We start from the raw sequence: 24,980 nt of genomic DNA, 5'->3' as shown, positions 1-24,980 counted from the left end.
ATATCTTCTTTTCTTCTTATATTCTTTTATTGTTATATTCCTAATCTTTTCTTAAGACTGCTAATTATTAGCTCCTAAAAGATCTTTTATAACTTCTCCACCAATAATCATCCCTGCAACTGGAGGAACAAATGAAATACTTCCTGGTATTTGTCTCTTTATAGAGCATCTCTTACTGCTTTCTGCAGTACAGATGCAGCCCTCCTTACAAGTTATAACCTCATCTATCCTTGGTTTCATTGGCTTTTCCTCAGAGTACAGCACCTTAAGGCTCTTAACTCCCTTTCTCTTAAGCTCATATCTCATAACCTTGGCCAAAGGACATACCTTTGTATCATATACATCAGCTATTTTGAATTGAGTCGGGTCAAGCTTGTTTCCTGTACCCATACAGCTTATAAGCTTCTTGTTGTTCTGTTCACACCAAACAGCAAGAGCAATCTTTGAAGACACTGTATCTATTGCATCAATAACATAGTCTACATCATCAGTTATAATTTCTGCGATGTTTTCCTCAGTGACAAATGTGTTGTGAACTATAACATTACACTTTCTATTTATATCGTAAACTCTTTCTTTCATAACTTCGACCTTAGGCTTGCCTACGGTTTTTAGAGTAGCAATAATCTGCCTATTTATATTAGTTAAACAAACAGCATCGTCATCTACAACAACTATTGTTCCAACTCCAGCTCTTGCAAGTGCCTCCACTGTAAAGCTTCCAACTCCGCCGATACCTAAAACTACAACCTTGCTATTTCTAAGCTTATCTAAGCCCTCTTTGCCGATTAAAAGCTCTGTTCTTGACAATGAATGCTGTGCCATATAATTCTCTCCTTTGTATTCTAATCGGTATATATTATATATCAAGCTAGAAAATATTTAAATATAAAAATATTACTAAAATAAAAACAGCAGGTACGTGCTTACTTTTATAACACAACCTGCTTAATAAATTATTATATCTGCTTATATAAATTTCTTGATTTCTTCTGGAGATAAAACACGTCCAAAGGATTTTACCTTTTCATCAACTACTAGTGCCGGAGTTTTCATAACCCCATACTTCATAATATCCTTAATACCTTCTACTTTCTCAACTGTTGCATCAATTCCAAGCTCTGCTACAGCCTTCCTTGCATTTTCCTCAAGTTGATGGCATTTTGTACATCCTGTTCCCAATACTTTAATTACCATGGTAAGCCTCCTTCTCTAAATTAAATAAATATATACCTTAACCCAATAATTTCCTTAATATTTTTTCAAATGAATCGTAGTTGAATTCCTTCATATGAGACATCATAACCATATTTGAAACAATAAATCTAGCAAAATCATTCACTTCTGATTCTTCTATTTTACTACTTGGAAAGTGATTTATCAGCATAATTTCTACTTTTTTTATAAGTTTTTCAGTAAAGCTTTTCTTCCTTTCTTTATTGTCTCGTTTAGGACCTCTAGCTCTTTCTGAATTTATTCTTGCCAGCATTTCCATAAAGAGATTTACAAAATTCTCAAGCTCATTATACATAAGCTGAAATTTCACATAAATATCTTTCTCCTGCATATCAATTTTATCAACTATTATAAGATAGTCGTCCCAGAACTCTTCCATCAAATTATAAACAATAGCTTTTTTATCAGGAAAGTAATTATAAACCGTGCCTAAACCAATGCCGCATTCTTTAGAGATATTTCTCATAGTAAGTCCATCATAACCTTCACTATGGAGTATATTTTTAGCAGTATCTAAAATTATAGAGCGTGGGTTCTCAATTATCTTTGGCATAAAGTATCCTTCCTTTCAGAACACCGTTCATTGTATATTATTAACCTTAATTTGTCAATTGTATCCAAAGTTAATTTTAATAAATTTAAAGAGAGGACTATGCCTCTCTCTGTATATAAACTTTTATTTTTTCAATTCTTTTTTCTTTAACTTCTTCAATCTTAAACACAAAGTTTTCATATTCAAGACTCTTTTCTTCAGCATTTCTAGGAATACGTCCAAGAAGATCTATTATAAACCCACCTATTGTATCATAATCATCACTTTTAAGATTCACATGGAAATTCTCATTGAAATCATCAATTGAAAGCATTCCTTCTATTATGAAAGTATTATTATCCAATTTGCTTATCTCTGGTTCTTCATCATCATACTCATCCTCTATCTCACCCATAACCTCTTCTATAAGATCCTCTATAGATACTATACCAGAAAAGCCTCCATATTCATCTATTAATACTGCTAAATGCTTTTTAGATGTTTGAAGTTCCTTAAATAGTTCATCTATGTTCTTAGTCTCTGGTACAAAATATGGTTGGTTTAGGATAGCTCTAATGTTTACATTTTCAAAACCGTGTTTTCTAGCTTCAGTAAAGAAGTCTTTCATATAAAGAATACCTATAATATTATCTATGTCCCTTTCATAAACAGGCACTCTTGAATATCTTTCATCAATTAATTCATCTAGATATTCACTTAATGGTTTATCTATATCAATAAGGTATACATCAGTTCTTGGAGTCATGACCTCATAGGCTAATTTGTCATCGAACTCAAATATACTGTTTATCATTTCTTTTTCAGTTTCATTTATTACTCCATGCTCTTGCCCAACTTCTACCATGGATTTAATTTCTTCCTTTGACACCTTCTCATCTAAACCTTCTTTATCTAGCCCAGCTAAACTTACTAAGACATTTGTTGATGCTGAAAGAAGTTTTACAAAAGGCACTGTTACTTTTGATATATATAATATGGGCCTTACAGAAAACATAGCAATAGTTTCAGATTTCTGAAGTGCAACTCTCTTTGGAAATAATTCTCCAAACACTAGAGTTATATAAGATAAAATAATAGTAACAAGTATTAATGCTATTTGAGAGCTATATGGTATACCCAAATTATTAAGATACTGCGCTAAGTCATCTGATAAACCAGTAGCAGCTGAAGCACTAGAGAAAAACCCTGCAAGGGTTATACCAACTTGTATAGTAGATAAAAACTTTGTTGGCTCTTCCATAAGCTTTAACAAAAGCTGTGCTTTTTTATTTCCGTCTTCTGCAAGAAGTTTTATCTTATTCTTATTTAGTGATACTATAGCCATCTCTGCTGATGCGAAAAAGGCATTAAGCATTGTTAAAATGACTATTAAAATTACTTGCGAAGTTACATTCGCAGGCTCAGGTTCTGATTGCATTACTAATTCCTCCTAAATACAAAAAATATTTCATTATAATGATAGCATAAATTTCTGCTAATTTATCCTTATTTCGATATTTTAACTATTTATTAATATTTAAACTGTTCATTACAATAAACTTTATAAGAAACTATGTTGAAAGAAAGACCTGAGAAAAGGGATAAGAACTCTCCATATCTTATTTCAACACACTTTCATGCCATGAAAATCGATACTTTAGCCTTATCCCTTACTCTTAATCCCTATTTGACAATAGCCCTCTTTTTACTAAATCCCCATTAGATTTTCAGTAACTTTATCCTCTCTTTATTCAATCTTTTTATAGTGTATTAAAAGATTGTTGTGGAAGATATTTATTTAAGCTTGTGAACGAATAATCCACTTCTAAGCTTTGGCTCAAACCAAGTGGATTTGGGAGGCATTACCTTCCCTGCATCAGCAATATCCATTAAATCCTGAATAGTTGTTGGATACATTGAGAAGGCAACCTTCATCCCTTGCTCTACTCTTCTCTCGAGTTCCCCAAGACCTCTTATACCGCCTACAAAGTCTATCCTCTTGTCGGTTCTAGGATCTTCAATCCCCAGGATAGGTCTTAATAGGTTGTTTTGAAGAATAGAAACATCTAACCTATCAACAGGGTCTTCTGGATTATAAGTTCCTTCCTTTGCCTCAAGCATATACCATTTTCTATCTAAATACATTCCGTAGGTATGCTTGCTGGAAGGCTTATAAGGTCCATCCCCTTCATATGTGCTTACATTAAATTTTTCCGAAACCTTAAGCATATATTCTTCGGCTGAAAGTCCATTTAAGTCCTTAACAACCCTGTTATAGTCCATAACATATAAATCCCTATCTGGGAATAATACTGACAAGAAGAAATTAAATTCTTCTTCTCCAGTATAGCTTGGATTCTCATTTCTTCTCATTTGACCAACCTTCACAGCTGAAGCTGCTCTGTGGTGTCCATCTGCAATATATAAATAATCTACAGTTTTAAATAGAGAAGTTAGTTTTTCAATGTCCTTATCACATTCTATTATCCAAACTATGTGAGATATTCCATCTTCAGAAACAAAATTATAAACTGGCTCATTATCTGTCCACTTCTTAATAATAGAATCGATTTCATCTTGAGCCTTATAAGTTAAAAATATAGGACCAGTATTAGCGTTACAGTAGTCAACATGGTTTATTCTGTCCTGCTCCTTATCAGCTCTTGTGTGCTCATGCTTTTTAATTATATTGTTCATGTAATCGTCTATAGAAGTACACCCAACTAAACCAGTTTGAGTTCTTCCATCCATTACTTGTCTATATATATATAGTTGTGGCTTGTCATCCTCAATAAAAACATCATCATCAATCATCTTATATAGGTTTTCTCTAGCTTTTTCATAAACCTTTTTATCATATAAATCTATACTTTTATCTAAATCTATCTCTGCCTTATCTACATGAAGAAAAGAATATGGATTATCTTTAACCATTTCTCTTGCCTCATCGCTGTTCATAACATCATAAGGAAGTGCGGCAACCTTATCTGCCAAATCTTTAGCTGGTCTAACAGCTTTAAAAGGTCTAACTACTGCCATGTTTGTTTCCTCCTGTACTTCTGTATCGAACATAAAGGTTGTTAATCCTTATTTCTTAGCATTTTAGCAAAGACTTTCAACCTTTATGCTTCAATTACAATTATATCTATTCTGCTTTAAAGTGTTCAGTTATTATTGATACTATTTCTTCACCTATTCTAGTTTGAGCTTCAACAGTTGCTGCTCCTATATGAGGTGTAACAGAAACTCTAGGATGCTTCAAAAGTTCTTCGTTCTTTGTTGGCTCCTCTTCAAAAACATCTACAGCTGCTCCAGCAAGTTTACCACTATTCAGTGCTTCAAGCATTGCCTTTTCGCAAACTACCCCGCCTCTTGCACAGTTAACAAGGTAAGCGCCATCCTTCATCATAGCAAACTGCTCTGATCCAATTGTTGCTCCCTTTTCTTTATCGAAAGGAATATGAAGAGATATAAAATCTGAGCGCTTTAAAAGCTCATTCATATCTACAAATTCATAATGCTCAAAGCCTTCAGCCTTTCCTATAACATCAGTATATATTACCTTCATGCCAAGTACGTAAGCTCTTTTAGCAACTTCTCTTGAAATTCTTCCAAAACCAATAAGTCCTAAAGTTTTTCCATTAAGCTCAATACCTTCGTAATGTTTCTTTTCCCACTTACCTTCTCTCATCGTAACGTTTGCAATATTTATAAATCTTGCAACTGCAAACATATGGCCTATTGTAAGTTCAGCCACAGATGCACTGCTTGCATTTGGAGTATTTGTAACCTTAATTCCCTTTTCAATTGCATAAGCTACATCTATGTTGTCAACTCCAACCCCTCCGCGGATAACCATTTTTAATCTTCCGCCTTCTGCAGCCTTGTCTATTATAGGTTTTCTAACCTTAGTAGCAGACCTTACAACTAAAACATCAAATTCCTTTAAAGCTTCACCGAGTTCTTCTGGCTGATAAAATTTTTCTACAACCTCAAAGCCTTTTGCTCTAAGCTCGTCTATTCCTGACTGCTCCATACCATCAGTAACTAGAATTCTTACCATAAATAAATCCTCCTCAAAATAGCATTAAAAAATGCTGGCTTGTAACTTTAACCACAACAAGATAACTAGTTTGCTAGTTATCTTGTTGCGCTGTAGTAAAATCACAAAATTATTCAAGCTCTAATATTTCATTAATAACATTTAACAATTCTTTAATCTCTTCAACTGTGCAGTCAGCCATGTGAGCTATTCTAAAGGTTTTGTCTTTAAGCTTTCCGTAACCATTAGAAATTTGATAACCTCTTGCACCAAGCTTTTTGTTTAAATCAGATACATCTATGTTTCTTGTATTAGCAATATTAGTTAATGTATTTGAAAGATATCTTTCATCTGGGAATATAGCAAAATGCTTTCTCGCCCAATTTCTAACTATTTCAGCCATCTCTATATGTCTTGCAAATCTATTTTCAAGCCCTTCTTCCATTATTCTGTCTAACTGATAATCAAGAGCATACATATGAGAAAGTGATGGAGTTGAAGGATATTGATAATCTTTCTTTTGTATGTATTCATAAAGTGAAAGTAAATCTAAATATAAGCCTCTATGTGGAACTTGTTTAGCTCTTTCTACAGCTTTCTTTGAGAAAGTGCAGATAGCCATTCCAGGAGGAAGTCCTATAGCTTTCTGAGTAGAAGTTATGCATATGTCCACTCCAAGCTTATCAACTTCTATTTTGCTACCAGCAGCTGAACTTACTGTATCTAAGCAGAATATAACATCAGGATACTTCCTTATAACGTCTGCAATTTCATCAACAGGATTCATAAGCCCTGCAGAAGTTTCATTATGTGTTATTGTAACTAAGTCGTACTTTCCTGTGCTTAAAGCTTCTTCAACCATTTCTGGTGTTGTTGGTTTTCCATCTTCAGACCTGAATAAATCTGCTGGAACATTGTTAGCTACAGCCATGTCATACCATCTGTCACCAAAGGCTCCTACTGAAAATACAGCTGCCCTTTTAGCAGTACAGGAGCGTACAGCACCTTCCATAAGACCGCTACCAGATGTAGTTGAAAGAAGTATCTCTTCTTCGGTGTAAAATAGTTTTTTTAGCTTGTCACTAATTCTTCTTTGAAGAGCTGAAGCATCTTTGCTTCTGTGACCTATCATAGGTGTTGCCATTTTTTCTAGTACATCTGGTCTAACTTCTACTGGACCTGGAATAAATAGTTTCTTATGCATAGTAAACCTCCATTTATTTTTATTATGTAATTAATCTTTCACTTTTTATAATTTTTGAATTATTATCATCATTTTAATTTTATCACCTATATCGAAAATTCTCAATACAAATATGCATATTTATTTCAATAATTTCTTTAAATAGAATACCCTATATGAGCTAAATTGATATTATTTATCCAATGATATAAAAGGATAGCAGCTTTACTATCCTTTTACACAATAGCTATTAAATGATTCTTGGTCTAAGCTAGTTAAAACTGGATCAAAAAGATTGATATTGCAATGATGTTCTTCCCAGTGAGTACAATTATCGCAGCTTTTTGAGTTTTCAACTCCTATTGTATTAGTTAAGTCCTTACAAGTTGGTTTATAGCCTGGGCAATTAACTGCTACCATCATCATTTGATTTTGACTTGCTGTATTATCCATTTTCATTCCTCCTGTACTTCTCAGGGTACATAAAGATTACTAATCCATGTGCATCCTTAATTTATGCTTAAAACTTCATAAACCTTATTGAATAAGCCCTTTGAGCACTGACCACTTACATAGTTTGTGCAGTTTATACAGCTCTGAGCAAGATGAGTCATATTGCCTTTAGTCAAAATAAACCTTGAATCAAATTCTAAGCAGTTTTCTCCAACTAAACTTCTACTATCATTAAACATAACCATGGTTCACTCCTCTTAGCTCATATATAAGTAGTGTTCCCAAAAATTTATGTTTAATTATAAAAATAATGAAGAATGAAAAGCTTTTTTTCCACTCTTCATTCCTCATTTTTAAAGCTTATATATTTCACTGTATTTTTTATTTAAATACTCGATAAAGTATTTTGCAGTAAGCTCCTCACCGGTTACCATTCTAATTAGTTTTGATGGCTCATAAGCTGCTCCATGCTTATGGATATTTTCCTTAAGCCACTCATGTATCTGCGAAAACTCTCCATTTTCAATTTGTTTATAATAATCAGGAATATCTTTAAGCATTTTTTGAAGGAATTGCGCACCATAAAGATTTCCAAGAGCATAGCTTGGGAAGTAGCCAAAGCTTCCATCTGACCAGTGCATATCCTGAAGAACTCCTTCTGCATCATTTGAAGGCTCTATTCCTAAGTATTCCTTATATTTTTCGTTCCATATCTTTGGAAGCTCTTCAACAGTTACTTCACCATTGAATAAAGCCTTTTCTATTTCGTATCTTATAATAACATGAAGACTGTAAGTTAGCTCATCTGCTTCTGTCCTTATAAGTGAAGGCTCAACAATATTTACAGCTTTATAGAAATCTTCTAATGAGATTTCTTTAAACTGCTCAAATCTTTTTTGCGCTTCTGGATAGAAATAACTCCAGAATTCCTTGCTTCTTCCTAATATATTTTCATAAAATCTTGATTGGGATTCATGAATTCCCATGGACACTCCAGTTGCAAGGCCTGTTCCTTTTAGCTCATCTGGGATATCCTGCTCATATATTGCGTGACCGCCCTCATGTATTGAACTAAATAGTGCTCCTCTAAATTCATTTAAGTCATATCTTGTAGTTATTCTAACGTCCTTATTATCAAAGGTTGTTGTAAATGGATGTGTACTTATATCTATTTTTCCTGCATCAAAATCATAGCCTATTTTATCAAGCATAAATATTCCAAAGGCTTCCTGATCTACCTTTGCATAGTGCTTGTTAAAGAAGGAAGCATCAATTTTAATTCCGCTGCTTTTAATCTTATTTAAAAGAGCTACTATTCCTTCTCGCAATTCACCAAACACCTTATCGAGCCTTTCTACAGTTATGCCAGGCTCATAAAAATCCAGCAAAGTATTGTACTTATTGCCTTCATAACCCCAATACTCTACAAATTCCTTCATAAACTCAACTATCTTTTCAAGGTAAGGCTTGAATATGCTGAAATCAGACTTAGCTCTAGCCTCTTCCCAATAAGCGAAGGAATTAGAAGCTAAAACAATATATTCCCTATATCTATCTTCTGGTATCTTCTTGGTTTGGTTATAATTTTTCTCGGCATTATGTACCATAGCCTTTGTAACATCATCCAAGTTCTCCTGAGATTTAAAGTAATCTATAAAAACCTTCATCTCATCTGAAGTCTGCAGCTTATAGGACTCGCCGGAAAGATATCCAAGCACTTCGCTCCTATAAGCCTTGCCCTTCTTAGGAATACCAACCATCATATCCCAAGAAAGTACACTAGTAGCACTGTTTAAGTACTCCATCTTTGTCATATACTCTTTAAACTCTTTTAATTTAGTCTCAAAATTCTCACCCATGTTTTTTATACCTCTTTCTTATATATAAAGTACGGATTCAGTTTCCGTACAATATTTAGTAGTTATGCATTTTCCCAAGCTTCTTGGACATCTTCTGCACATACAGTCTGTTGCATTGCCGTCACATTTCTCTTCTAAAAAGTCTGGACAGCTTTTGCAGTTGTCTCCACCTGTTGCCATTGTTATGTTCACCTACTTTAATTCTAAATATTTTATTAAACTCTTTTGATTTTGTGTTATCTTTTTACCCTTATATCTTATAGCATTAACTGGGCATATATGTATACATCTTGTACACATAATACACTGACTATGAAAAGTAGCATGTCCTTCTTCTATTGTTATGTTATTTTTAGGACAATTTCTTAAACACAAGCCACACTTCATACATTGCTCTGTAGACGTTAAGACAGAAGAAAGCTTTGGAAGCATTCTATGAAATCCATTAGCCATAACTTTGCCAATAAAGACCCTTATACCCAAAGCTCCCTCCTTATGTCTTTCGTCCTTAAGCAGCTTTTGAACTATAAGCTTAGCCTTTTCTTCTACCTTCCTGCTGTAAGCTGCTATCTCCTCATCAGTTCTTTCAACTCCAAAACCAAAATAATAATTGTTAGCCATTCTAAAACAGGTCTGAATTAAAACCTCATAACCCTTTTTATTAAGTATTCTTTTTAAGAACTCAACAGCAGCAGTTCCATTTGCACCTTGAGTAGAATAAACCATACATTTTAACTTACGGTTTCCCTCTGGGAGATTGTTAATAAAATCAGTTATTATCCTTGGAGGCATTTCAGAGTGAACTGGAGTACCTATAATTAAGTATTCACAATCAGTTAAGTCTACCTTATCTACATTCTCTATATTTATTAATTCTAAATCTTTTCCGTATTTCTTAAATTGTTCCTGAAGTTTATCAGCAGCAAATTTGGTATTTCCAGTTGCGCTGAAATAATATAAATTTGATTTCATGGTTCCCCCCATATAATCACTCTATAATTGGAACATGCTGCTCATATCTATCTCTATAATTAACCATTATATCTCCTAAGATATCTGAAACCATTGGAGGTGTATAGGTTATAGCATTAGCTCCTGCCTCTATTGTAGCCCTAATCGTCTCTTCTGTTGGTCCTCCAGTCGCTATTATAGGAAAGGTAGGATGCTTTTCTCTTATCTTTCTAACGATCTCAGCAGTTCTTTTCGCACCTGAAACATTTAAAATCGTAGCTCCTGCCTCAATTCTTGCCTCTATATCCTCAAATTCTGATACAACAGTAACCATTATTGGAATATCTATTGTGGCTCTCATTTCTCTAATAACTTCATTAGGAGTAGGATTATTAACAACAACTCCCATGGCACCTTTAAACTCTGCATCAAGCGCAAGATTTACTACTCTTAAGCCTCCTGTAATACCACCACCAACTCCGCAGAATACAGGTATATCTGAAGCGAGCACTAGAGCTTGCGTAATGACCGGCTGCGGCGTAAAAGGATACACAGCTATAACAGCATCTGCATTCGTGTTTCTTATCACCGCAACATCAGTAGAAAAAACAAAAGATTTTAGTCTTTTTCCAAAAATTCTTATACCGCTAGCATCACTGATACACTTGGGGAGTTCAATCATATGATTTCTAAGAGTCCCCCTAATTTCCGGTACATGCTTACCCATAATGTTCACCAACCTTTTCAAAATTGTTTTATTTATATCATATCACTATAGCCAAGCAGTTTCACGCGGCTATTGTAAATATAATGTAAATTTAATCTCTATTAAACTCACAACCCTCCACATCACATCTATAGGGTTCATCAACCTTATAACCGATTTCCTTAAAAACCTTTCTTACTACCCGCTTGCCTATTTCATCTTCTTTCATTTCACATAACGCATCCTGAAGATTACCCCACTCTACCCATTCAACCTCAGCTGATTTATTGATTTCACCCTCAACATAATCAGCCATAAAAGTGAGCATGATAATGTCCTTGGAAGCTAAGAATTCACTTCCTAAATATTTAATATTAGTGACAGTGATGCCTGTTTCTTCCTTGACCTCTCTTGCTACAGTATCCTCCACAGTTTCCCCGCTGGTTACATAGCCAGACACAAGTACCTTGGAATCCTTAAAAATATAGCTCTGCTTCAGAAGAAGAATCTTATCTCCATTAATAACAGCCACATTAATACATGGCTTAGGAGTATCAAAAAACATCATATTATCCTCAGAGCAATAAGGCACTCCACCCTCATCCCAGCTGTATTTTATATCTAATTTCTTGCCGCAATTGGGACAGTACTTGAATTTCATAGCTCCCCCACCTTTCAGTATATATGTAGTATTATATGACATTTACAACCTAACTTCCACAGGTTTATTTAAGGTTATAAAGTTATCTGAAAGCTTACAGTCATAAGCAAAGATATCCACACCGCTGTGATAGGCATACCTTAAAGCTTCACCAAATAATTTATCCATTTCATCGTGCGGAGTAAAATAATCCACAGTATCCATTTGAATTAAAAATAAAACTCCCGCTCCTCTTCCAGATTCTAAAACCTCCACAAGCTCTAAAAGATGCTTCCTCCCTCGTTCTGTTGGAGCATCTGGAAAAGCAGTTTTGCCTCTATCCTCGTAAGTTACTCCCTTGACCTCAAGATAATATTCTTTGCCATTTTCATCTTCAAGTTTAAAATCAAATCGGCTATTTCCAAAGGTTTTTTCTCTTTTTATATTAGTATACTGCTTAAGCTTATTTATATTACCCAGCTTTAAAGCCTCGTCCACAACCTTATTAGGAATTTGCGAGTCAATATTTATAAGCCTTTCGCCCTTATAGCCTGCTATTAAGTCATATTTTGTTTTTCTATTAGGATTATTTTCTTCTCTTAAAACAACAGTATAACCAGGCACTAAAATTTCTCTGTTTCTTCCTGTATTAGGCACATGAACCATAAGTTCTTCACCATCAAGCTCCACATAGCCTTGAAATCTATTAGGCCTTCTAATAAATTTTGCATGTCTTATATTATTAGTTATTAACAACTTATCATCTCCAACTTATAAACTTATACACAGATATGCTTTATTTATGCACATTATCCACAAAAATATGCTCGCTTTTTATTATAAACTGTTAACTAAAATAAAAAAAGCCCCTACTGAGGCTTTTAAAGTTCAACTCTACTATAATAAAAATTTAGGCGGAGAAGTGCAACACTTCTCCACCTAAATTTTTATTTAAACTCTAATTCCATTTTTACCTGACAACTTATTTACAATTAAAAGAGATATTATAGTTGTAAAGGTCAATATAGAGGCTAGTGCAGCTCCAGTACCAAAATTACTTGCAAAAACCTCTGAATAAACTGCTGTTGTAATGGTTGCTGTTTTACCTGAATAAAGAATAACTGTTGAGCTTAATTCATTTATAGTTGTAATCCAGCTTATAACAGACCCTGATGCAACCCCAGTTGCAATTATTGGTGCAGTTACCTTAAAGAAAGTCTTAAGTGGAGGTACGCCAAGGTTTATTGATGCTTCCTCAACACTCTTATCCACCTGGTAAAGTATAGCCACACTTGAACGTATAGTATATGGAAGTTTTCTTAATACATAAGCTATAACAAGAATTACCCAAGTACCAGTTAATATTAACGGTTTCTTGTTAAAGGATACTATAAGCGCAATACCCATTACAGTACCTGGTATTACATATGGAAGCATTATAAATACATCAAGCAAATCACTAACCCTGTTTCTTCTTCTAACAAGGATGTAAGATATAAGCATTCCGCCAAATACCATTATAACTATAGCGACAGTTGAATAAGCAAAAGTATTTACTATAGCTCTTGGAACCTTAAACATAACTGTTTGGTAATTCATTAAGCTGAACTTTTTGTAGAATATAGGCCCCTTTGTTTCAAGGAAGGAGGAAATTATAACTATAAGCTGTGGAAGTATTGAAACAAATACTACTACTGCACAGAATAGAGTAGCTAAAAATTTCTTTCCTGGAGTAAGCTTTTTAACTTGTGGTGGTCTTAAAAAGCTCATTGTGTAATTCTTCTTTGTAAGCACTCCTCTTTGAATAAGTAAAAGTGCAGAAGAAACTAGTATCATTATTATACTTAGGGTTGATGCAAGACCTGCATTACCACCCATTTCATTTATAAATTCATTATAAGCAAGTACAGGTATAACATTATATCCCTGTCCTATTAGCATAGGTGTCCCAAAGTCAGCAAAGGCTGAAAGAAATACAACAAGTGCTCCTGCTAGTATTGTCGGAAGTACTAGAGGGAAAGTTATTGTCATAAGTCTCTTAAATTTTGAAACCCCAAGGCTTTCTGCCGCTTCTTCAAGTGAAGCATCCATAGTACTTAAGGCTCCCTGAACATACATAAATATATGCGGATAGAACTGAAGTGTAAATACAAGCACCACACCTCTCCATCCATATATAGATGGAATGGTTATCCCAAAGTTCTTTAAGAAGTTTACTATAATTCCGTTATTACCAAGAAGGATAATCCAAGAATAAGCACCTATAAAAGGTGGCGCTAAAAGTGACATTATTATAAGAACATAAAATATTCCTTTTGCTGGGATATTGTATCTTGTAATTATATATGCCATTGGTACACCAATTATTGTTGAAAAAATAGTTGCCAAGGTACATACAACCATACTGTTTATAAGTGAAGTAAAGTAATACTTCTTTCTAAAGAAAAACGAATAGTTTTCCATGCTGAATCCATTATCTGCTCCAAGGAAGCTTGCCTTAAGAATATTAAACAACGGATACAATAAAAATAGTATAAGTAGAATAAAGCTCACAAGCGTTATGGTATTCCATACATCAAATTTAATTTTTTTCTTCATTAGGAGATAACCTCCTCACCACTTTCATTAAATATTACAGCCTTCGAAGGTGAAAGCTTTACCCCTACAGTTTCACCAACACTCTTAACTCTAACATTTTGAGCTGAATACTCATTAACTTCTATTACCTGCTTACTTGTTAACTCAACTTCATAGCTTGTAAAGTCTCCAAGGAAAGTAGCATTTATTATCTTTCCTTCAACAACATCATCAGCTTTGTCGTCTACCAGAAATACACCCTCCGGTCTTATGGAGTAACTTACTTTTCCTGTATAACCACTATTCAAATCTAATGGGATTTCCTTTTCACTTATAGTTATATAGGACTTTCCATCTCTCTTTGTTATTTCCCCGGTAATAAAATTTGTAGTTCCAATAAAGTTAGCAACAAACTTATTTGCCGGATACATGTATATCTCCTGTGGAGTTCCTATCTGCTGTATAATCCCTTTGTCCATAACAGCTATTCTGTCTGAAACTGCGAGAGCTTCCTGCTGATCATGTGTAACATATATTGTAGTTATTCCAAGTCTTGACTGCAGTTTTTTAATGTCATTTCTCATTTTAAGCCTAAGCTTTGCATCAAGGTTTGATAACGGCTCATCCATTAGAAGAATACCTGGTTCTATAACTATAGCTCTAGCAAGAGCAACTCTCTGCTGCTGACCTCCACTCATATCTGAAGGCTGCCTGTCTTTCAAATGTCCAAGCTGAACCATATCAAGTGCAGCAGACACTCTTTTTTCAATTTCGTTCTTTGACACATTTCTAGCCTTAAGACCATAGGCAACATTTTCGGCAACAGTCATGTGAGGGAATATAGCATAGTTTTGAAAAACCATACCTATATTTCTTTTATGAGCAGGAACATCATCAATTTTTTGCTCGCCAAAAAATATGCTTCCTTCTTCTTGATTATAAAACCCTGCTATGGTTCTAAGTAGAGTAGTCTTTCCGCATCCTGAGGAACCTAGCAGAGTAAAAAACTCACCCTTTTTAATTTCTATATTCGCATTATTAACAGCTTTTACTTCGCCGAACATTTTTGTTACGTTCTTTATACTTACTGAACTGCTCATCACAAATCTCCTTTTGCTTTGCTAAAATTTATAAAAAAGGGGTTTTTACAAACCCCTTTATTCACTTATTTACTTTATAAAGAATTCTTTCCACTTAGCTAAGTTGTCTGCCTTCTTGTTAGCAGCCATATCAAAGTCGTAGTTAACCATCTTTATATCCTTAAGTGGCTTTAAGCCTGATGGAGAAGCAACATCTGTTCTAACTGGTCTTCTTTGAAGATCCTTAGCAACAACCTCTTGAGCTTCTTTGCTTTGTAGGAAATCTAAGAACTTTTTAGCAGCATTAACATTCTTTGCTCCCTTTATTAAGGCCATACCATCTGGAACTGCTGAAGTTCCTTCCTTTGGATAAACTATGTCAACCTTTGAACCATTTATCATATATCTATAGGCATTATCCTCAAGAGTTATTCCGATTGGAAGTTCCTTGTCGGATACCTTTTTAACAACGTGAGTTGAACTGCTCTCTGCTTTTCCATCTAGCTGAGCAACAAACTTTTGAACGTAGTCCCAGCCACCCATTGCTGCGTACATTGTAAGCATTTGAGTGTAGGAAGAACCTGACTTATTAGGATCTGTGAAGGATATTTTACCTTTCCACTCAGGATTTAGTAAATCTGCCCATCCTTGTGGAACCTTATCTGCAGGAACCATTTCTTTGTTGTAAACTATAACCATTGGAAGTGCAGCAAATCCACTCCAGAAGTTTCCCTTTCCTTGGTATTCTGCTGGTATATTCTTTGCTTCTGCTGTTGCATATGCTTCAAAATACTGCTTGTAAGCTTCTAGAGACTCAGCTCCACCTGCCCAAAAAACATCTCCCTGTGGGTTATCTTTTTCTGATTGAACTCTCTTTAAAAGTTCTCCAGTACCACCAGTTATAACTTGAATTTCAACACCAGTCTTTTCCTTAAACATATTAACCATTTTATTAGTTAACTCTGGTTGGTTTGGTGAATAGAGAACCATAGTTTTTTCTAATTGTCCGCTGTTTTTTGCAGGCTCTATTTGTTGATTTTGCTTTGTTCCACAACCTGCTAAAACAGTGGCACTCAAAGCTAATGCAAGAGTAGTAGCTAAAAATCTTCTTTTCATTTTTACCCCTCCGTATTTAAATAATAATATGCCTATTAATAGCTTATTCGACATTTATTAATAGTATGTAAACATTCATACGTTTTCATTCTATAATATTTGACATCTAAAATCAATACATATGCTGATTTTCCTTATTTTCTTATATATTGCACTGTTAAATATTTATTAATAATTGTTCCTAAATATATGAGTTAGGACAGCGAAACAGTATGAATAAAATAACGAGAAATAATCAAAAAAGGACGGTTAAACACCGCCCTCTTGCATCTTGTAATTCAATACATATATTATTATTTTATTATTATTTCCTGCTCTTGTATAAGCTTAATATTAAGCTTCACCACCATTTTTTCAGTTAAGGTTTCGAAAAACCTTTCACATTCAGGTACTTCCTTCTCTTCTTCAACTTCATCTAGTATATCAAGTTCTTTTATCTCAGAACTAACAAGTTTGCAGTAAATGTTTTCGTTAAAACTTTCTCTATTTATATACGTTTTTTCTGACAAGTCTGTTTCCATGTTATCAGGCCTTAAAGTTTCTATCTCAAACTGCTCGCACTCCGGACTTATAACAGGCGGAGTAAAGTATTCAACTTCTGTTGCACACTTAAATGGGACCTCTAACGTCATATGTCTTATATTCTCCTCTGTTCCATATTCAATACTTTTTCTAATTATCCCACCTATAAATAACTTTTTTACCTTTGGCAAAAGTCTGCACTGACCTAAAAAGACATTTTTCTTAATTCGTTTTATGTCTGTGGCAGGCTGTTCTAGGTTTATTACTGCTTCACATGCAAATTCAACTTCGAATTGGGTTAGTACAACTGGTACAGTAATTGTTACCTGATTACAGTCCCCCTCAGGCAATATAAGCTTACTTGGATACTCCGGAACTACCTCACTCTCCACAACAGCACCACAGCCATTATCCTCTGCTATACATTTTTCCAAACCATAGTTGTACTCTTCATTATAACCTGCTTTATCCTGTGAATTACTATTTTTACTAAGTACTTCCCCTGTATAACCAGGATTTCTTGATTCCTCAGCATCCTTTTTGGATACCTTACTATGTTTAATATTTTGCAGTTCATCATCAAAGCCATACATAGGCTCTTGATTACCAAAGTAGCCTAAAATAAGCATCAAAATTGATAACATATTTAGGTTAGAAAACGGGTTTCCTCTATCCTCCTCATGATTGTGTCTGTGTTTATGCTTGCTCAATATACCTTCCCCCTGCTTTATTATTAAAAGTCAGGACCTTTATAGACCTAACTTAACAATCATAACCCTTACAAGTTTTGCGTACACGATTACCTTGCACAAACTATAAGACTAAAGCTAGCTTAAGAAAATATTTCTGCTCTCTTGTTATAATATGAAGAAAATGTCTTTTGTGCTACAAATAATTTTACATTATCGTTTAAAATATTTTATTATCGATTGATAATAAAATATAATTAAACTTAATTTTTTATATCATTAAAACCATTTAAATACGACAATGTTTCAAATTTTAAATCATGTTTATTAATATCAATTGATAATGCGTAATATAATATATTATATTATTAAGAGACTATAGAAAATAACACATATACTATAGATGGCTTTTATCTTATGGAGGAAATAATATGGATAATAGATATAATTGCTTCTGTTGCAGTTTTTATCGGCTTAAAAATTTCAAGAAAGCCTGCTGATGATGATCATGCTTATGGCCGCTGCAAAAGATAATCTTACAGATGGGTTTAACCGTGAAAAGCTTAATGACATAACTCAGGCAATAAAAAAAGTTTCAGGTGTAGAAAAGGTAAAGGATATTAGGGTTCGCGTTCATGGAAACAATATTTTAGTTGATGTAATTGTAGGCATTAGTTCTGACTTAACTGTTGCAGAAGGTCATACCATTACAGAGGACATGGAAAAAGACTTAAGAAAAGAATTTAACATTACAGAAGTTATTGTACACGTTGAACCGCTAATCAGTTAATTTGTTATAGACTAAATATCTATTATAAAAATCCAGAGACATAATGCTAAATCCTGAAAACACATAAGCTCACCTTGGCACTACTTGATAGCCTATGGTGAGCTTATATTTACAAGGTATCTCCATATTATCTTATGAATCTGAAGATAAAATACATTAATTAAATAAAAATATATGAAAATGCATTAAATAGATAACCCATAATTATAATACCAACTGCTACTATACCAACAAATATTGTTAAGAGCTTTGGCTTAACAACCTTGCTAAGCATTATTATTGAAGGAAATGAAAGTGCAGTTACTGCCATCATAAAGGCTAATACTGTACCAATTCCTGCACCTTTGCTAACTAAAGCTTCAGAAATTGGCAAAGTTCCAAATATATCCGCATACATAGGTATTCCAATAATAGTAGCTAATAGCACTGCAAAAGGATTATTGCTGCCAACAACTTTTTCAACTATTGACTGAGGTATCCAGTTGTGAATCCCTGCTCCAATTGCCACACCAATTAAAACATAAAGCCAAACTCTTTTTATAATGTCTTTAACCTGCTCCTTTGAAAAAGCAATTCTCTCTTGATGACTCATTTCAATGTTGTCGATGTCAACATTTTCTATTTCACGCACATAACCTTGTACCTGATCTTCTAACCCTAACTTGTCAATTAGAGTTCCCCCTGCAACTGCCAACACTAAACCTACAACTACATAGGCTACAGCAATCTTAGCTCCAAAGAAGGACATCAATATAAGCAGGGAAGCCAAATCAACAAGAGGCGATGAAATTAAAAAAGAAAAAGTTACTCCTATCGGCAGACCTGCCGATGTGAATCCTATAAAAATAGGAATACTTGAGCAGCTTCAGAATGGGGTTATTGTACCAAGCAGAGCTCCAAGTATATTTCCTTTAATGCCTTTAATTCCACCAAGAATTTTCTTTGTTCTTTCAGGCGGAAAGTAGCTTTGAATATAAGAAATTCCAAATATTAATACTGACAGCAGAATAAAAATTTTTATTGTATCATAAATAAAGAAATGTATGCTGCCTCCTAGCCTATCTTTTATAGATAATCCAAAGACCTTTTCTGTAAGTAATCTTATAAGTTCAGAAAGCCAGGTCATTTTTAACAGTTGGTCATTAAAAAAACTTAATATATTGCTAGTTATGCTCATTTTACTCTCCTTAAACTACTTATTAATCCTATACTGTCTAGCCTGGAAACCAATTCCTTGTTCTATTTGCTATCCTAACTAAAGTAAGCATTACAGGAACTTCTACTAACACTCCAACAACAGTAGCAAGAGCTGCTCCGGATTTTAGTCCAAATAGTGCTATGGCAACAGCAACAGCCAATTCAAAGAAATTGCTTGCACCTATCATTCCAGCTGGTGCAGCAATAGCATGTGGAAGCTTCCAAGCTCTAGACCAGCTATATGCCAGGAAGAATATAAAGAAGGTTTGTATTGTTAAAGGTATTGCTATTAAAAGAATGTGTAATGGATTATTAAGTATTATATCCCCCTGGAAGGAGAATATAATAACCAAAGTTAGTAATAAACCCACTATTGTTATATGGTCAAATTTCTTTAAGAACACATTATTAAAGTAGTCCACACCTCTGTTTTTTATAATAGTACTCCTAGTTATAAAACCAGAGACTAAAGGTATTACGACAAACAATACAGTTGACAGTATAAGCGTGCCATAGGATAGAGGAACATCACTAACTCCAAGCAAAAATGCTACTATGGGCGTAAATGCTATTAATATGATTAAATCATTTACTGCAACTTGAACTAAAGTATATGCTGCATCTCCTTTAGTTAAATAGCTCCATACAAAAACCATTGCTGTACATGGCGCCGCTCCTAAAAGCACTGCTCCTGCTAAATAGTCTGTTGCTAAGTTTTCTGGTATAAAAGCTTTAAACACAACCTTAAAGAAGAAGGCTGCTATAAGATACATTGTAAAAGGCTTTATAACCCAATTTGTAACACAGGTTACTATTAACCCCTTAGGCTTCTTTGTTGCTCTAACAATGCTGGAAAAATCTATCTTAAGCATCATTGGATAAATCATAAGCCAAATAAGTATTGCAACAGGTATTGATACATTATAATACTCAAACTTGCTAAGTGTCTTTGGAATGACTGGCAGGATTTGACCAATAAGTATTCCTGCAACTATACACAGCGCTACCCATATTGTAAGATATCTTTCAAAAACCCCTAGTCCTTTTCCTTCCTGTTTATTTTCTGCTGACATACTACTTTCCCCCTATCTAATATCTCTTTTTACAGTTAAATCAATTTCATTATTTTGGATTCTTCTTGCAAGGTCCTTTATTTTTTCCTCTATTGTCTTTGCAGTTTTTATAAACTCTTCATCATTTCTCCCTGATGGGTCATCTAAGCCCCAATCCTCCATGTGCTTTGAAGGAAGAAATGGACAGGATACATTACAACCCATCTTCACAACTACGTCTACATCTGGAATATCATTTAAAAGCTTTGATTTTTGTGTTTCGTTCATATCCACTTTGTATAAATCTTTAATAATTTTTACTGCATCCTGATTTATATGTGGCCTTAGCTCTGTGCCTGCAGAATATGACTCAAAAACCTCTGAGGCAAATAGCTTTCCTAATGCTTCAGCCATTTGAGATCTGCAAGAGTTGTGTACACATATAAAAGCTACTTTTGGTTTCATTGTTTTGCTTCCTCCTTATCACAATCACAGCTTAATTTATCTTTGCAGATACAATCATCAGTATCCGTAAGGATATTCATAAGAAATATTATGAGGTTGTTGCAGTTCTTCATATTAAGGGAATAGTGATTCCACTGCCCTTCTTTTCTTGAATTAACTAGACCGCAATCACCTAAAACCTTCATATGATGTGAAAGTGTTGGCTGCGTAAAATCAAAGTGTTCCAATATGTCACAGGCACATCTCTCTCCACATGATAATATGTCTATTATTTTCAGCCTGCTTGGGTCTGATAGTGCTTTAATAACTTTAGCTTGCTCTTCGTAGTTCAGTTTCATATACCCTCCACATTTGTAGTTATTTATTTAACACTTCATCTTCCTAAGTTATCTTATATGAATATATATAGATACTCATCTATATATATTGTAGTTTCATTTATAATAACTGTCAATATATAATACTTATAGCATTGATATATTAGTACCTATATATACGATATCCTATATATACCAATACTTTAAACTTATACCTAAAAAAATTTAACTAATAACAAAGTTAACTTTTTATAAATATAAGAATATAAGAAGTTAACAATATAAAAAGTTAACTTTTCACATCTATTATAATTAATAAAAACATGCTTTATGTTGACAAAGTAAAGCCAGGATTATCACTAATCCTGGCCTTCTTAATTTTTATAAGCAGTCTTTCCCATGGTCATCATAGCATGGATATTTTGGATGATACTCCTTGTAAATCTGTTGATTCTGAAGAAGCTTAATAGTTAGATAAAGAACTTCCTTTTCAATAAAGCTTTGGAATACAATTTCATTTGTCATGCAACCAAGCTTTTCACATTCATGTACGATATCTGCTTCATAAATGCTTGCATGAACAAGCTCGCAGTACACCTTTTCGTTGAAGTGTTCTTCGCTGTGCATGTCAACTTCCTTCATGTTTCTGCCCATACATTTGTCATCTAAATAAAACAATTCTTCAGTTGGCGGATTGTATTCAAACTGTGGGTTTCTCATACCCTTTAACTCAGTCATGCATTGGAAAGGCACATGAACAGTTGTGTGTTTTATGTCTCCGCAAATTCCAGAGTTGTTGTAGCAGTCCATTGTGGAGTACTCAATATTCTTTCTAACGTAGCCACTGATAAAAACCTTACAGGTTCCCGGAATAAATCTGCACTGAGTTAAAAATACATTCTTTTTAATCCTTTTAATATCAATTGCTGGTTCACATAGTCTAATCTTTGATTCTGTGTCAATTTGTACTGTAAATTCTGAAAGAACAACTGGAACCTTATAGTTTGGATAGTTCTGTGGGCAGGTATTGGAGCATTCACTTAATGTGTAGGAATCAATAACAGCTCCTTTGCATTCTTTTTCCTTACTGTGTCCTTTGTCATTACATTTACACTCGCTTTGATAACCATATTTTCCTTTGTTCATTTCTTTGTAATCCATATAAAAGCCTCCTAATTTCTAAAATTTGCTTGTTACCTTCAACAAGCTAAGTACACATTTCCTTTATGTTTAATCTTCAGTTCTATAAATCTTGATTATTCCCTCAATGTTATAGTATGAAAATTTTTAGATAGTGCCACCTCTAAAACTTACATTCTTTTCAATGCTTTATCACATATAAAGCCTCCTTGAATAAGATAAATTAGGACAAGCGGAGGTGTTTTTTTATGTTGTTTCAAGAAGTAAACTGGATACGTTCAAATTTAAACAAATTTTGTCCAACCCTAAGAAATCAAGCGCTAGAGTGGTACAGGCCCTTTAGATTTATTCCCTGCTTCCTTCAAAAGTATTTTAAGGGAGCCCGTCAACGCTTTAAAAAACTCAGTGTTATAGTTCAAATGGATTCTAAACAGGAGTTTAATACTTGTTTAAGCTCTACTGCTAAAGTTTCTGGCTGCAAGGTAAATTGCGAGCTACCTTTAATTAATTCCTTCTCTACAAAGGTAAATGCAAAAACATTGGAAAAAATAATAAAAAATAATTCTGTTAAAAAAGTTTGGTATGATGGTACAGTAAAGACCGTTCTAGATGTAGCCTCTAAAGCTGTTAAGGCTACTACTGTATGGAACGCTGAAGGTGTCACAGGCAAAGGTATAGGCGTTGCAGTAATCGATACAGGAGTATATCTCCATGATGATCTTTTAGGCAGAATTATCGGATTCAAAGATTTCGTCGGCAATAAAACCTCTCCGTACGATGATAATGGACATGGTACCCATGTTGCTGGAGATATAGCTTCTGACGGAAATCTTTCCAACGGTCTTTATAAAGGTACTGCTCCTGGAGCTAATATCATAGGTGTAAAAGTACTAAATAAGTCTGGCTCCGGTTCACTTTCAACAGTTATTCAAGGGGTTCAATGGTGTATAGATAACAAGAACATTTATAACATTAGAGTAATAAACATGTCTTTAGGAAGCTCTGCAACACAGCCTTCAAATGAAGACCCTGTATGTGCAGCTGTAGAAAAAGCGTGGAAAAATGGCATAGTTGTTTGCGTTGCTGCCGGTAATGAAGGACCAGAGGCTAGAACAATATCTTCTCCTGGAATAGACCCTATAGTTATTACTGTAGGAGCTATGAATGACAACAATTCATTAAGCCCTAATGATTATAAAATTGCGGAGTTTTCAAGCCGCGGACCAACTATAGATAATCTTATAAAACCAGATGTTATATGCCCTGGTACAAATATAATTTCCCTGCGCTCACCTAACTCAACTTTAGACAAGCAAAACAAAAGTTCAAGAGTTGGCACTGGATATATATCACTTTCAGGAACCTCAATGGCTACTCCAGTTTGCGCTGGAATAGTTGCATTAATGCTTGAAGCTAAAAAATCACTAACTCCCCTAGAAGTGAAAAACCTATTAAAATCAACTTCCACTCCTCTTCCTAATCTAAACGAAAATATTCAAGGAAAAGGTTTAGTTGATGCAAGTAAAGCTGTAAATCATCTATAAGAAAAAGAGCCTCATTTAGCTTTACAATTAATCTTAATAAAGCTAAATGAGGTTCTTTTGCACTATTAACCAATTACCTATAAATTAGTTTATGAGATATAAACTTCTAACACTCCTGCTGTTCCATCCAATCATAGTAGCTTGGGCACTTTGGCTCTCTTTCTTCACAAATTTGCTGGTTTTGCAGAAGCTTTATTGTCAGATATATTACTTCTTTTTCAATAAAGTTTTGGAATGTATGCTCCCTCAGAGCAGAGCTTATATTTTTACAATCTTCTATTATATCAGCTTCATAAATTTTTGCACTTACAAGCTCACAATATACCTTTTCATTGAAAATTTCCTCGCTAAACATATCAATTTCCTTCATACTGCTTCCCATATTATTTTCATCATAATAATTCAACATTTTAGAAGGCTCATTAGGATGAATTTCTGGTTCTCTCATCTTCATAATTTCAGTTACACACTTGAAAGGTACATGAACTGTTGTATGCTTTATATCTCCACATATTGCCGAGTTATTATAGCAGTTCATTGTGGCATACTCAATATTTTTTCTAACATATCCACTTATAAAAACCTTTCTTGTTCCAGCAACAAGCCTGCATTGAGTTAAAAATACATTCTTTTTAATTCTCTTAATTTCAATCGCCGGTTCACACAGCTTAATCCTCGATTCTAAGTCAATCTGTGCTGTAAACTCTGAGATAATAACTGGTACCTTATAGTGTGGGAATTTTTCAGAAGATGTACTTATGCATTCGTTAATTGTATAGGAATCAATAACTTCACCCTTGCATTCCTCTTTATCATTGCTGCATTCGCAGTTATTTTGTTTAATACTGCTTGCTTGGTTTATTTTTTTGTTATCCATGTAAAGGCCTCCT

Annotated in this window: 27 protein-coding genes and 1 pseudogene; 3 read left to right on the top strand and 25 right to left on the bottom strand. The window is 34.1% G+C overall.

What is annotated here, in order from left to right:
* Positions 1–60: 60 nt before the first annotated feature.
* The 19 genes from NBE98_RS01650 to NBE98_RS01560 form a co-directional block, all read right to left on the bottom strand.
* Positions 61–825, bottom strand: coding sequence for a tRNA threonylcarbamoyladenosine dehydratase (locus tag NBE98_RS01650; protein ID WP_250811713.1), 765 nt, complete (start codon positions 823–825; stop codon positions 61–63).
* 144 nt (positions 826–969) lie between these two features.
* Positions 970–1,197 carry a thioredoxin family protein gene (locus NBE98_RS01645; protein WP_250811710.1) on the bottom strand — a complete coding sequence of 76 codons (228 nt, stop codon included), beginning with the start codon at positions 1,195–1,197 and terminating at the stop codon, positions 970–972.
* A 37-nt stretch (positions 1,198–1,234) separates the two neighbouring features.
* Positions 1,235–1,789 (bottom strand): TetR/AcrR family transcriptional regulator, encoded by a 555-nt coding sequence (locus tag NBE98_RS01640; protein ID WP_250811708.1) that lies wholly within the window; start codon positions 1,787–1,789, stop codon positions 1,235–1,237.
* Between the two features lie 97 nt (positions 1,790–1,886).
* Complete coding sequence (locus tag NBE98_RS01635) at positions 1,887–3,206, bottom strand: hemolysin family protein (RefSeq protein ID WP_250811706.1); 1,320 nt, start codon at positions 3,204–3,206, stop codon at positions 1,887–1,889.
* A 356-nt stretch (positions 3,207–3,562) separates the two neighbouring features.
* Entirely contained in the window at positions 3,563–4,807 is a 1,245-nt protein-coding gene (locus NBE98_RS01630; RefSeq protein WP_250811698.1) for a DUF1015 domain-containing protein, read from the bottom strand.
* 106 nt (positions 4,808–4,913) lie between these two features.
* Complete coding sequence (locus NBE98_RS01625) at positions 4,914–5,831, bottom strand: D-2-hydroxyacid dehydrogenase (RefSeq protein ID WP_250811696.1); 918 nt, start codon at positions 5,829–5,831, stop codon at positions 4,914–4,916.
* A 109-nt stretch (positions 5,832–5,940) separates the two neighbouring features.
* Complete coding sequence (locus tag NBE98_RS01620; RefSeq protein ID WP_250811694.1) at positions 5,941–7,014, bottom strand: pyridoxal-phosphate-dependent aminotransferase family protein; 1,074 nt, start codon at positions 7,012–7,014, stop codon at positions 5,941–5,943.
* Positions 7,015–7,221: 207 nt separating this feature from the next.
* The gene (locus tag NBE98_RS01615) at positions 7,222–7,446 is read right to left on the bottom strand and encodes a hypothetical protein (RefSeq protein ID WP_250811693.1); all 225 of its coding nucleotides are present in this window, start codon (positions 7,444–7,446) and stop codon (positions 7,222–7,224) included.
* A gap of 56 nt (positions 7,447–7,502) precedes the next feature.
* The gene (locus NBE98_RS01610) at positions 7,503–7,685 is read right to left on the bottom strand and encodes a hypothetical protein (protein WP_250811692.1); all 183 of its coding nucleotides are present in this window, start codon (positions 7,683–7,685) and stop codon (positions 7,503–7,505) included.
* Between the two features lie 114 nt (positions 7,686–7,799).
* On the bottom strand, positions 7,800–9,305 hold the full coding sequence (locus NBE98_RS01605; protein WP_250811691.1) for a carboxypeptidase M32: 1,506 nt from the start codon (positions 9,303–9,305) through the stop codon (positions 7,800–7,802).
* Between the two features lie 18 nt (positions 9,306–9,323).
* Positions 9,324–9,485, bottom strand: coding sequence for a hypothetical protein (locus NBE98_RS01600; protein ID WP_250811690.1), 162 nt, complete (start codon positions 9,483–9,485; stop codon positions 9,324–9,326).
* A 12-nt stretch (positions 9,486–9,497) separates the two neighbouring features.
* Positions 9,498–10,277 (bottom strand): EFR1 family ferrodoxin, encoded by a 780-nt coding sequence (locus NBE98_RS01595; protein ID WP_250811689.1) that lies wholly within the window; start codon positions 10,275–10,277, stop codon positions 9,498–9,500.
* Between the two features lie 16 nt (positions 10,278–10,293).
* On the bottom strand, positions 10,294–10,983 hold the full coding sequence (locus NBE98_RS01590; protein WP_250811687.1) for a beta/alpha barrel domain-containing protein: 690 nt from the start codon (positions 10,981–10,983) through the stop codon (positions 10,294–10,296).
* 91 nt (positions 10,984–11,074) lie between these two features.
* Complete coding sequence (locus tag NBE98_RS01585) at positions 11,075–11,623, bottom strand: NAD(+) diphosphatase (RefSeq protein WP_250811685.1); 549 nt, start codon at positions 11,621–11,623, stop codon at positions 11,075–11,077.
* A gap of 42 nt (positions 11,624–11,665) precedes the next feature.
* Positions 11,666–12,358, bottom strand: coding sequence for a DNA/RNA nuclease SfsA (gene sfsA / locus NBE98_RS01580; RefSeq protein ID WP_250811683.1), 693 nt, complete (start codon positions 12,356–12,358; stop codon positions 11,666–11,668).
* Between the two features lie 195 nt (positions 12,359–12,553).
* The gene (locus tag NBE98_RS01575; RefSeq protein ID WP_250811681.1) at positions 12,554–14,200 is read right to left on the bottom strand and encodes an ABC transporter permease; all 1,647 of its coding nucleotides are present in this window, start codon (positions 14,198–14,200) and stop codon (positions 12,554–12,556) included.
* Positions 14,200–15,279 (bottom strand): ABC transporter ATP-binding protein, encoded by a 1,080-nt coding sequence (locus tag NBE98_RS01570; protein WP_250811679.1) that lies wholly within the window; start codon positions 15,277–15,279, stop codon positions 14,200–14,202. The genes NBE98_RS01575 and NBE98_RS01570 overlap by 1 nt, the downstream gene beginning before the upstream one ends.
* Positions 15,280–15,348: 69 nt before the next feature.
* On the bottom strand, positions 15,349–16,374 hold the full coding sequence (locus tag NBE98_RS01565) for an ABC transporter substrate-binding protein (RefSeq protein WP_250811678.1): 1,026 nt from the start codon (positions 16,372–16,374) through the stop codon (positions 15,349–15,351).
* A 293-nt stretch (positions 16,375–16,667) separates the two neighbouring features.
* Positions 16,668–17,606 carry a CsxC family protein gene (locus NBE98_RS01560; RefSeq protein WP_250811677.1) on the bottom strand — a complete coding sequence of 313 codons (939 nt, stop codon included), beginning with the start codon at positions 17,604–17,606 and terminating at the stop codon, positions 16,668–16,670.
* 396 nt (positions 17,607–18,002) lie between these two features.
* On the opposite strand from NBE98_RS01560, the gene NBE98_RS22505 reads away from it, so the two are divergent.
* The gene (locus NBE98_RS22505; RefSeq protein WP_349305883.1) at positions 18,003–18,119 is read left to right on the top strand and encodes a cation efflux transmembrane domain-containing protein; all 117 of its coding nucleotides are present in this window, start codon (positions 18,003–18,005) and stop codon (positions 18,117–18,119) included.
* Positions 18,085–18,375: a cation transporter dimerization domain-containing protein gene (locus NBE98_RS01555; protein WP_250811676.1), complete on the top strand. Its 291-nt coding sequence runs from the start codon at positions 18,085–18,087 to the stop codon at positions 18,373–18,375. The genes NBE98_RS22505 and NBE98_RS01555 overlap by 35 nt, the downstream gene beginning before the upstream one ends.
* 160 nt (positions 18,376–18,535) lie before the next feature.
* Here the strand turns inward: NBE98_RS01555 and NBE98_RS01550 are convergent.
* The 5 genes and pseudogenes from NBE98_RS01550 to NBE98_RS01530 all read right to left on the bottom strand — a co-directional run bounded on the left by NBE98_RS01550 (position 18,536) and on the right by NBE98_RS01530 (position 22,567).
* A pseudogene (locus tag NBE98_RS01550) lies at positions 18,536–19,552 on the bottom strand (permease).
* 37 nt (positions 19,553–19,589) lie between these two features.
* Positions 19,590–20,645 carry an ACR3 family arsenite efflux transporter gene (arsB, locus tag NBE98_RS01545; protein ID WP_250811675.1) on the bottom strand — a complete coding sequence of 352 codons (1,056 nt, stop codon included), beginning with the start codon at positions 20,643–20,645 and terminating at the stop codon, positions 19,590–19,592.
* Between the two features lie 12 nt (positions 20,646–20,657).
* Positions 20,658–21,089, bottom strand: coding sequence for an arsenate reductase/protein-tyrosine-phosphatase family protein (locus tag NBE98_RS01540; RefSeq protein ID WP_250811673.1), 432 nt, complete (start codon positions 21,087–21,089; stop codon positions 20,658–20,660).
* Entirely contained in the window at positions 21,086–21,427 is a 342-nt protein-coding gene (locus tag NBE98_RS01535) for an ArsR/SmtB family transcription factor (protein ID WP_284703586.1), read from the bottom strand. The genes NBE98_RS01540 and NBE98_RS01535 overlap by 4 nt, the downstream gene beginning before the upstream one ends.
* Before the next feature lie 360 nt (positions 21,428–21,787).
* On the bottom strand, positions 21,788–22,567 hold the full coding sequence (locus NBE98_RS01530) for a CsxC family protein (protein WP_250811669.1): 780 nt from the start codon (positions 22,565–22,567) through the stop codon (positions 21,788–21,790).
* Between the two features lie 227 nt (positions 22,568–22,794).
* On the opposite strand from NBE98_RS01530, the gene NBE98_RS01525 reads away from it, so the two are divergent.
* Entirely contained in the window at positions 22,795–24,090 is a 1,296-nt protein-coding gene (locus tag NBE98_RS01525; protein WP_250811666.1) for a S8 family peptidase, read from the top strand.
* 106 nt (positions 24,091–24,196) lie between these two features.
* Here the strand turns inward: NBE98_RS01525 and NBE98_RS01520 are convergent, their stop codons facing one another.
* The gene (locus NBE98_RS01520) at positions 24,197–24,967 is read right to left on the bottom strand and encodes a CsxC family protein (RefSeq protein ID WP_250811665.1); all 771 of its coding nucleotides are present in this window, start codon (positions 24,965–24,967) and stop codon (positions 24,197–24,199) included.
* Between the last annotated feature and the right edge of the window lie 13 nt (positions 24,968–24,980).

It is taken from the genome of Clostridium swellfunianum (assembly GCF_023656515.1).
Lineage (GTDB): Bacteria > Bacillota > Clostridia > Clostridiales > Clostridiaceae > Clostridium_AT > Clostridium_AT swellfunianum.
This window is presented reverse-complemented; position numbering and strand designations above follow the sequence as displayed.

Excerpts from the sequence above, each read along its gene's own strand:
- NBE98_RS01650 (WP_250811713.1), bottom strand. The coding sequence starts at position 825 with ATGGCACAGCATTCATTGTCAAGAACAGAGCTTTTAATCGGCAAAGAG.
- NBE98_RS01645 (WP_250811710.1), bottom strand. The coding sequence starts at position 1,197 with ATGGTAATTAAAGTATTGGGAACAGGATGTACAAAATGCCATCAACTT.
- NBE98_RS01640 (WP_250811708.1), bottom strand. The coding sequence starts at position 1,789 with ATGCCAAAGATAATTGAGAACCCACGCTCTATAATTTTAGATACTGCT.
- NBE98_RS01635 (WP_250811706.1), bottom strand. The coding sequence starts at position 3,206 with ATGCAATCAGAACCTGAGCCTGCGAATGTAACTTCGCAAGTAATTTTA.
- NBE98_RS01630 (WP_250811698.1), bottom strand. The coding sequence starts at position 4,807 with ATGGCAGTAGTTAGACCTTTTAAAGCTGTTAGACCAGCTAAAGATTTG.
- NBE98_RS01625 (WP_250811696.1), bottom strand. The coding sequence starts at position 5,831 with ATGGTAAGAATTCTAGTTACTGATGGTATGGAGCAGTCAGGAATAGAC.
- NBE98_RS01620 (WP_250811694.1), bottom strand. The coding sequence starts at position 7,014 with ATGCATAAGAAACTATTTATTCCAGGTCCAGTAGAAGTTAGACCAGAT.
- NBE98_RS01615 (WP_250811693.1), bottom strand. The coding sequence starts at position 7,446 with ATGGATAATACAGCAAGTCAAAATCAAATGATGATGGTAGCAGTTAAT.
- NBE98_RS01610 (WP_250811692.1), bottom strand. The coding sequence starts at position 7,685 with ATGTTTAATGATAGTAGAAGTTTAGTTGGAGAAAACTGCTTAGAATTT.
- NBE98_RS01605 (WP_250811691.1), bottom strand. The coding sequence starts at position 9,305 with ATGGGTGAGAATTTTGAGACTAAATTAAAAGAGTTTAAAGAGTATATG.
- NBE98_RS01600 (WP_250811690.1), bottom strand. The coding sequence starts at position 9,485 with ATGGCAACAGGTGGAGACAACTGCAAAAGCTGTCCAGACTTTTTAGAA.
- NBE98_RS01595 (WP_250811689.1), bottom strand. The coding sequence starts at position 10,277 with ATGAAATCAAATTTATATTATTTCAGCGCAACTGGAAATACCAAATTT.
- NBE98_RS01590 (WP_250811687.1), bottom strand. The coding sequence starts at position 10,983 with ATGGGTAAGCATGTACCGGAAATTAGGGGGACTCTTAGAAATCATATG.
- NBE98_RS01585 (WP_250811685.1), bottom strand. The coding sequence starts at position 11,623 with ATGAAATTCAAGTACTGTCCCAATTGCGGCAAGAAATTAGATATAAAA.
- NBE98_RS01575 (WP_250811681.1), bottom strand. The coding sequence starts at position 14,200 with ATGAAGAAAAAAATTAAATTTGATGTATGGAATACCATAACGCTTGTG.
- NBE98_RS01570 (WP_250811679.1), bottom strand. The coding sequence starts at position 15,279 with ATGAGCAGTTCAGTAAGTATAAAGAACGTAACAAAAATGTTCGGCGAA.
- NBE98_RS01565 (WP_250811678.1), bottom strand. The coding sequence starts at position 16,374 with ATGAAAAGAAGATTTTTAGCTACTACTCTTGCATTAGCTTTGAGTGCC.
- NBE98_RS22505 (WP_349305883.1), top strand. The coding sequence starts at position 18,003 with ATGGAGGAAATAATATGGATAATAGATATAATTGCTTCTGTTGCAGTT.
- NBE98_RS01555 (WP_250811676.1), top strand. The coding sequence starts at position 18,085 with ATGATGATCATGCTTATGGCCGCTGCAAAAGATAATCTTACAGATGGG.
- arsB (WP_250811675.1), bottom strand. The coding sequence starts at position 20,645 with ATGTCAGCAGAAAATAAACAGGAAGGAAAAGGACTAGGGGTTTTTGAA.
- NBE98_RS01540 (WP_250811673.1), bottom strand. The coding sequence starts at position 21,089 with ATGAAACCAAAAGTAGCTTTTATATGTGTACACAACTCTTGCAGATCT.
- NBE98_RS01535 (WP_284703586.1), bottom strand. The coding sequence starts at position 21,427 with ATGAAACTGAACTACGAAGAGCAAGCTAAAGTTATTAAAGCACTATCA.
- NBE98_RS01530 (WP_250811669.1), bottom strand. The coding sequence starts at position 22,567 with ATGGATTACAAAGAAATGAACAAAGGAAAATATGGTTATCAAAGCGAG.
- NBE98_RS01525 (WP_250811666.1), top strand. The coding sequence starts at position 22,795 with ATGTTGTTTCAAGAAGTAAACTGGATACGTTCAAATTTAAACAAATTT.
- NBE98_RS01520 (WP_250811665.1), bottom strand. The coding sequence starts at position 24,967 with ATGGATAACAAAAAAATAAACCAAGCAAGCAGTATTAAACAAAATAAC.